We start from the raw sequence: 6,810 nt of genomic DNA, 5'->3' as shown, positions 1-6,810 counted from the left end.
CTTGCGCCTAGCGCAAGGAAGGGGGCCTTCATGTACTTGCCGTGAGGTCAGGCGTGAGGTCAGGCGTTCAGTTCGTTCAGCTCTTCCAGCGACGTGGGCACGTGGAACGGCGGCGTGCTGGTGCCCATGATGCGGTAGCGGTCCCACGGGTCCGGATCGGAGAGTTCGCCCTTCGCGCTGTACTCACCCGCGCGGATCTCGACGGCCTTCTTCTTGCCGTCGGCGGCCGTGGACACCTGCTCGTTGGTGGCGACGCGGCCGTACCAGCGGTAGTAGCCGTCGATCGGCTGGAAGTAGCCTCGAAGTTCGACGGTAGCGGCGATCTCCGCCCCGTCGATCACGAGGACCGCTTCGCCGGAGTAGCCGTCTTCGTCGTGCTCGCTCATTGTGCCTCCTGCTCTTGCCGCATCTGGACGACCTTGTTCTCTTCGAGCGGCAGGTTCGGGTCGATGACGATGCCCTGCTGTCGCGAGAGGCCGTCTATCGCGGCCCAGATGATCTGCGTCAGGTATTCGACGACGCTGTCGCGGCCCATCGAGCGCCGGTCCAGCCACCATTCGCCGGTGCTCTGCACCATCCCGACGATCCCGTGCGCCCACGGTTCAGCGGCGCCGGAGTCCATGTTGAACATCCGCATGTAGTCGCCGAGCAGCGCGGTCAGCGCGGTCGCGATGAGTTCCTTGTCCTCGGCTACGACGTCGGATTTGACGAGCACCTTCTCCTGCAGGCCGCCGCGCGCGAGCAAGCGGTAGAGGTTGGGGTGCTCCTCGATGACGCTGAAGAACGCGTCGAGCGCCATCCGGATCCGGGGGACCGGGGCGAGCTCGGAGTTGATGGCCGGGATCAGCCGCTGGAAGAGGATCTCCGTGCCGCGCTGCCCGAGGGCGACGTACAGGTCGGCCTTGTCGTCGAAGTGCCTGTACAGCACGGGTTTCGTGACGCCAGCTTCGGCGGCGACGTCCTCCATGCCGAGGTCCGGGCCGTGGGCGTCGAGCGCTCGGAGGGCGGCTTCGACGAACTCCGCGCGGCGGGCGATCCGGTGCTTGCGCCAGCGGTCGCGGCGGGCATCACCCGTGTCGGCCTCACCCGCCGTGGGGTGCCTGCTCGACTGCTTGCTGTTGCGCTTGACACGTTCGGTCACGGGGCCATGCTACCAGAAGTAACTGTTACTAGCGGTAACAGGTAGTTGCAACGTTTTGATCACCTTGGTTAACGCTTCTCCGGTTGTCTCCGACGTGGGTTAGGGCGTCTCCGGGTGTTGTCGATCATCCACGTCGGGGCGAGTATGGAACGACGGGACCGGAGGGGCTCCATGGACAAGCGAGTGCGTGCCTGGTTGGAAAAGCAGCGTGACGAGCTGATCAATATGTCGCGCACGAACCGCCTCCTCTACTTCAAGCATACGAAAACCGCGTCGCTCGAGGTGACGGCTCCTGGTCCTGAAGCTTTGCTCGAGAAGCTCAATCGCGGCAATTCCGGGCACTGGGACTTCTGCATGCCTGCCGAGGGAGAGACGGAGCCTCGGCCAAAGTCGAATGAGCTGATGATCGCGGACAAGCAGCGCCCGCAGATCCTTCGTGCTCTGCAACTGCTTGAGCGCAAGACGAAGCAAGAGTCTGACGACAAGGGCGTTTGGGTACTCCATCTGGGCTTGGGAATGCTGAACTGGACGGAGTCCGACGACGATGACGCCGTGGCGGAAGGCCCTCTCATCCTGGTCCCCGTCACGATAACCCGGGAAAATCTCCGTGAGACTTTCAAGCTGCGTCGCACAGCTGACGACCCGGTCATCAATCCGGCGCTCGCTGTCAAACTTCAAACCGACTTCGGAATCTTGCTACCCACGGTGGAGGACTTCGAAGAGGCCGGATTCACCGGGATCATGCGCGATGTCGAGCGGCTCGTCCAAGGGCGCCGCGGTTGGTCGGTAGCCGCTCGTGCGGTGCTCACGACCTTCACCTTTCACAAAGAAGCGATGTACCGCGACCTGCAGGTGAACGAGGATCTGCTGGTGGGTAACCCGATGATCCAGGTGCTCGCGCTGGGCCCGGACGCACCGAGCGCCGGGGACTTCGATTTCCCATCTATTCCCGAAGACCGCCTGGATCAGCACGTCGAACCGGAAACCCTCGTCAGTGTACTGGACGCGGACGCGAGTCAGCGGCGTTGCGTGATCGCGGCCCGCGACGGGCACAGTTTCGTCATGGACGGCCCGCCGGGCAGCGGGAAGAGCCAGACCATCACCAATATCATCACGGAATTGATCAATGCCGGAAAGACGGTGCTGTTCGTCAGTGAGAAGGCGGCGGCGCTGGACGTGGTGCACGACCGGTTGCGCAAGGCGAACCTTGCCGATTTCGCGCTGAAGCTGCACAGTCACGACGCGAACCGCAAGGCGGTGGCAGCGGAGTTGGGGCGCGCCATGGCCTTCCGGCCATCCGCCACCGGGTCGTTCTCCCCGTCCGATCGCGCGGATCTGCAGAGGCGACGGATGGAGCTGTCGTCTTACGCCCAGGCGATGAACGAAGTCCGGAAACCTCTCGGACGCTCATTGCATCAGATGCTCGGTGCCATCCTGCGCTTGTCCACCGCGCCTCAGGCACCCGTTCCCGCCGGATTTGACGCGTCGCTCTCGCCAGGTGAGTTCGCCCGATTGCTCGAAACCGCATCAACGCTCGGCCGGTCCTGGGGGCCGGTGATTCGCGGGGACGGATTTCTCTGGCGGGACTTGGCGGACACGAAGATGTCTGCTTCGCGGCAAAGTGAGATCGTCCGCATGCTTGGCGATGCGCAGCGGTCGCTCGGAGATCTCGAGAATCTGGTCGCCGCGGTCAATGACAGTCTCGGCCTCGGCTGGACGGCGGGTCCTCGTGACGGACAGCGCCTGGCAGGGCTGCTGGCCTTGATCGACGATCGTCCGGCCATCCCGGCCGGCTGGCTGAGCAGAACTGATCTCAAAGCGGTCAAGGTCCGGGTGGACGAGCTGGTACGGCTTACCGCCGACTACTCCGCTGCCAAGTCCTCACTGGCCACGCTTGTCGGCCAGGGTGCGGACCGGCTCGATCCGGATCAGTCGGCCGAACTCGACGGCGCGATCTCCGCGTTGGCCGAGTCCAAACCGCCTTGGGAGCTGGCGGATCATGCCGATGTCGAGCAGCTTCGCGGCGTAGTGCGGTTTCTTCGCGCCAGTTCCACGGAACTCGACGCCATCGGGACCGACGCCAGGAAGGTCGCGGAGGTTTTGGGGCTGCCGAAGGACGCGTTGACTCTTGACCGTGCCGCCGAACTCGCCGAACTCGGGTCCCTCGCGGACTCCCCGAACCGGCCGGAGGCCAGCTGGCTCAACCCCGCTGTTCAAGCCGCATTGACTCAGGCCGCGGACACGCTGAGCGAGCTGCACGGCGAATTCCACCGGCGCAGGGAGGACTTGCGGGGAGTCTTTCGTGACGAGGCCCTCGCGCTGGACCTGGTCGCGCTGGACGCCCGGTTCGCCAAGGTCCACCGAGGATTGCGCAAGCTGCGGCGCGCTTACCGTGAGGACAAGCAGGCTCTCGCGGAATGCACCGTTCTCGGCAAGGTCGATGCCGAGGTCAGGGCCCGGCTTGCCGACGCTGTCGGCTGGAAAGAGGCGGAGGGGCGCCTTGAGACGGCCGAGGCCAGGCACGCGTCGACCTTGGGCACGCACTATTATCAGCGCGCGGACGCGGACTTCACCCGGATCGCGAACGCGATCGAAGTCGCCCGGCAGGCTGTGGTGCTGGCCGGGGAGAAGCTCGGCGGGCAGCGGATGGTCAGTCAGTTGGCCAGGGACGGTGCGCCAGATCCGGGCCTCACCATCGCCGCTGGGCGATTGGCCGCGGCGACGAAGGGATGGCTGGACGAAGCGAGAGAGCTGACTGGGCCCAAGACCAAACAGCTGCGGCGAACTCCTGTCGATCACCTGCTGGACTGGGTGAGGGCGGTCGCGGACCAGCTCGACATCGTGACAAGGATCGTCGATGAGGTCGGCGATGCGGCCGGGCGCCCGGTTTCGGTGCCGTTCGCGGTCCGGGCGCTACGTCAGGTGGTCAAGGTTCACTCGCTACGCGAACAGATCGAGGCGCGGACGGCGGAAGACCGGAAGCTGCTGGGCGCTGGTTTCCAAGGCGTGGAGACGGATTGGGAGTCGATGCGTCAGGCGCTTTCCTGGACGGAGAGAGTCCGGGCGCAGCTCGGCGGTTCGGTGCGGCACAGCCTGGCTGAAGCAATTCTGGGCACATCGTTTACTTCGGCTGAGCTTCGCGTCAGACAGGAGAAGTGGTCCAAATGCGCCGACCGGATCGCCGGGGAGTTCATTGGTGAACAGGCCGCCATCGTCACTGAATCGTTGAACGACGACGAATTCGAATATATCGATGAATTTTTGGACGACCTGACAAATACGTCCCGTGACGTGGATGAATGGGCGGCTTACACGGTCGCGAAGACACGGTTGGTGAACGCCGGGCTGGAGCCGGTGGTGTCCTTCTGTATCGACCAGCGAGTCAACGCGGAACAGGTCAGGCCCATTGTCGAGCGCGCACTGTCCGAAGCATGGGCCGATGACGTGCTGAAAGCGGACTCCGCACGGCTTGGTGCGCTGCGAGCGGCAGATCGGGACGCTTTGGTCGAAGAGTTCGGGGCGCTCGATCGTGCTCAGATCGCGCACGCGTCGGCGACCGTGGTCAACGCGTGCGCTCGGCGGCGCCCGAATTCGAATCTCGGAGTCGCCGCCGTAATTCTGCGTGAGGCGCAGAAGCAGCGGCGGCATATGCCGATACGCGACCTGCTTGGCAAGGCCGGAACCGTGGCGCAGTTGCTGAAGCCGTGCTTCATGATGAGCCCGCTGGCGGTTTCCCAGTATCTGCCGTCCAGCTTACGGTTCGATGCCGTGGTCTTCGACGAGGCGTCGCAGGTGAGGCCGTCGGATGCGATCAACTGCGTCTACCGGGGTGAGCAGCTGGTCGTTGCAGGCGACCAGAAGCAGCTTCCGCCGTCGAGTTTCTTCGCCACCGCCGATCTGGCGGATGACGACTCCTATGACGAGGAGAAGGCCGACGAATTCGAGTCGTTACTTGATCTTTGCAAGGCGGCCGGTGGGCTCAAGTCACTTCCCTTGAGCTGGCATTATCGCAGCCAGCATGAGTCGTTGATCACCTATTCCAACTATCGATTCTATGATGGGAAGCTTCTGACTTTCCCCGGTGCGACGCAGGAAGCAGCCGATGTCGGAGTCGAACTTTTCAAGGTGGACGGTGTTTATCGGCGGGGCGGTGCGCGAGATAACCCTGTGGAGGCCAAGAAGGTCATCGAACGTATTCTCCATCATCGTCGGCATCATCCGGATCGAACCCTTGGCGTGGTCACGTTCTCGGGAACCCAGCAGGACGCGATTGAGCGTGAGCTCGAAGCTCAGGCGGACCGGTATCCAGAGTTAGCCCAGCTGCCCGGAGACGACCGGTTGCACGGGTTCTTCGTCAAGAGCTTGGAAAACGTTCAGGGCGATGAGCGTGACATCATCATTTTCAGTATCGGCTATGGTCCGGACGAGAATGGGAAGTTCACTCTCAATATGGGCCCGTTGAACAAAAAAGACGGTTGGCGAAGGCTGAACGTCGCCATTACGCGGGCTCAGCGGCGAGTCGAGATCGTCAGCTCGGTGCTGCCAGGGCAGTTCGTCGGCAATTCGTCGTCGGAGGGGGTGCGGCATTTGCGCGGCTACCTCGACTTTGCCCGGCGAGGCGTGGCCGCGCTGGCTTTGTCGCTCGATGACTCGGAAGGGGACGTGGAGAGTCCTTTCGAGGAGGAGGTGCTCGGCGTCATCCGAGGTTGGGGATATGGCGTGGTTCCTCAGGTCGGGGTAGCCGGTTACCGGATCGACCTGGGCGTCCGGGACAGCGGAACTGACGGTACCTATGTCCTGGGCGTGGAATGCGACGGAGCCATGTACCACTCGGCCAAGGTCGCTCGTGACCGGGACCGGTTGCGGCAGCACGTGCTCGAAGGACTCGGGTGGCGGATACATCGGATCTGGGGCACTGCCTGGTACCGGGATCGCCAAGGGCAGGAGGCACGGCTGCGGAATGCGATCGAGGGAGCACGATCTGGGGAGATGGACAGCGGCATGCCGGTCACGCCGGGGCCATCCGCGCTCGAAATCGAACACCGGGAAGTCGACTTCGATGCCCCGCCATCGTGGACGGAGCCGTATCGAGTCGTTGCCCTTGGCTCGGTTTCGTCGTACCGGGAGATGCACGAACCCGAAGCGCGCGGCCACCTTCGTGATCTGATCAGGGCAGTCGTTCGAGGAGAGGGGCCGGTGCATCAGGATCGCGTGCTCCGGACCATCCGGCGGGCGTGGGGTGTCGGACGATCGGGCTCGCGGATCAAGGAAGCCTTCGGGCTCGCGGTGAACGAAGTCGTCCGGGACGGTTTCAAGCTGGATCGGCACGGCTTCTTGAGCGTGCGGTCAAACCAATTGGTGAGCGTGCGGGTCCCGGGTGCGGATCCGGAAACCCATCGCGAGGTCAAGTACCTGCCACGTGAAGAGCTGCGCCTGGCCGTATCCAGCCTGATCGACGAGGTGTACCACGTATCCGATGACGAGCTGGTGACGAGCGTCGCCCGCTTGTTCGGCTGGCAACGCCTCGGTCTGGAAATCCGCGCGGCGCTTGAATCGGTCGTGGAGGAACTCGTTCGCGACGGCGTGGTGAACAGGAGTCATGACCACCTGGAGACCTTCCGGAACGCTTGACACGTTCGATCACCCCGGTCATGCTACCAGAGGTAACT

Annotated in this window: 3 protein-coding genes; 1 reads left to right on the top strand and 2 read right to left on the bottom strand. The window is 63.7% G+C overall.

Translation table 11 applies throughout. From position 1 onward, the window contains the following. Positions 1-59: 59 nt before the first annotated feature. Entirely contained in the window at positions 60-386 is a 327-nt protein-coding gene (locus AB0M65_RS17015) for a DUF4873 domain-containing protein (protein WP_364028153.1), read from the bottom strand. Continuing rightward, entirely contained in the window at positions 383-1,141 is a 759-nt protein-coding gene (locus AB0M65_RS17010) for a TetR/AcrR family transcriptional regulator (RefSeq protein ID WP_364028151.1), read from the bottom strand. The genes AB0M65_RS17015 and AB0M65_RS17010 overlap by 4 nt, the downstream gene beginning before the upstream one ends. A gap of 171 nt (positions 1,142-1,312) precedes the next feature. On the opposite strand from AB0M65_RS17010, the gene AB0M65_RS17005 reads away from it, so the two are divergent. Beyond that, positions 1,313-6,772 carry a DUF3320 domain-containing protein gene (locus AB0M65_RS17005; RefSeq protein WP_364028149.1) on the top strand — a complete coding sequence of 1,820 codons (5,460 nt, stop codon included), beginning with the start codon at positions 1,313-1,315 and terminating at the stop codon, positions 6,770-6,772. The last annotated feature ends 38 nt before the right edge of the window (positions 6,773-6,810 follow it).

This window comes from Amycolatopsis sp. NPDC051071, from assembly GCF_040682875.1.
Classification (GTDB): domain Bacteria; phylum Actinomycetota; class Actinomycetes; order Mycobacteriales; family Pseudonocardiaceae; genus Amycolatopsis.
This window is presented reverse-complemented; position numbering and strand designations above follow the sequence as displayed.

Coding starts and splice junctions, on each gene's coding strand:
- AB0M65_RS17015 (WP_364028153.1), bottom strand. CDS start 386: ATGAGCGAGCACGACGAAGACGGCTACTCCGGCGAAGCGGTCCTCGTG.
- AB0M65_RS17005 (WP_364028149.1), top strand. CDS start 1,313: ATGGACAAGCGAGTGCGTGCCTGGTTGGAAAAGCAGCGTGACGAGCTG.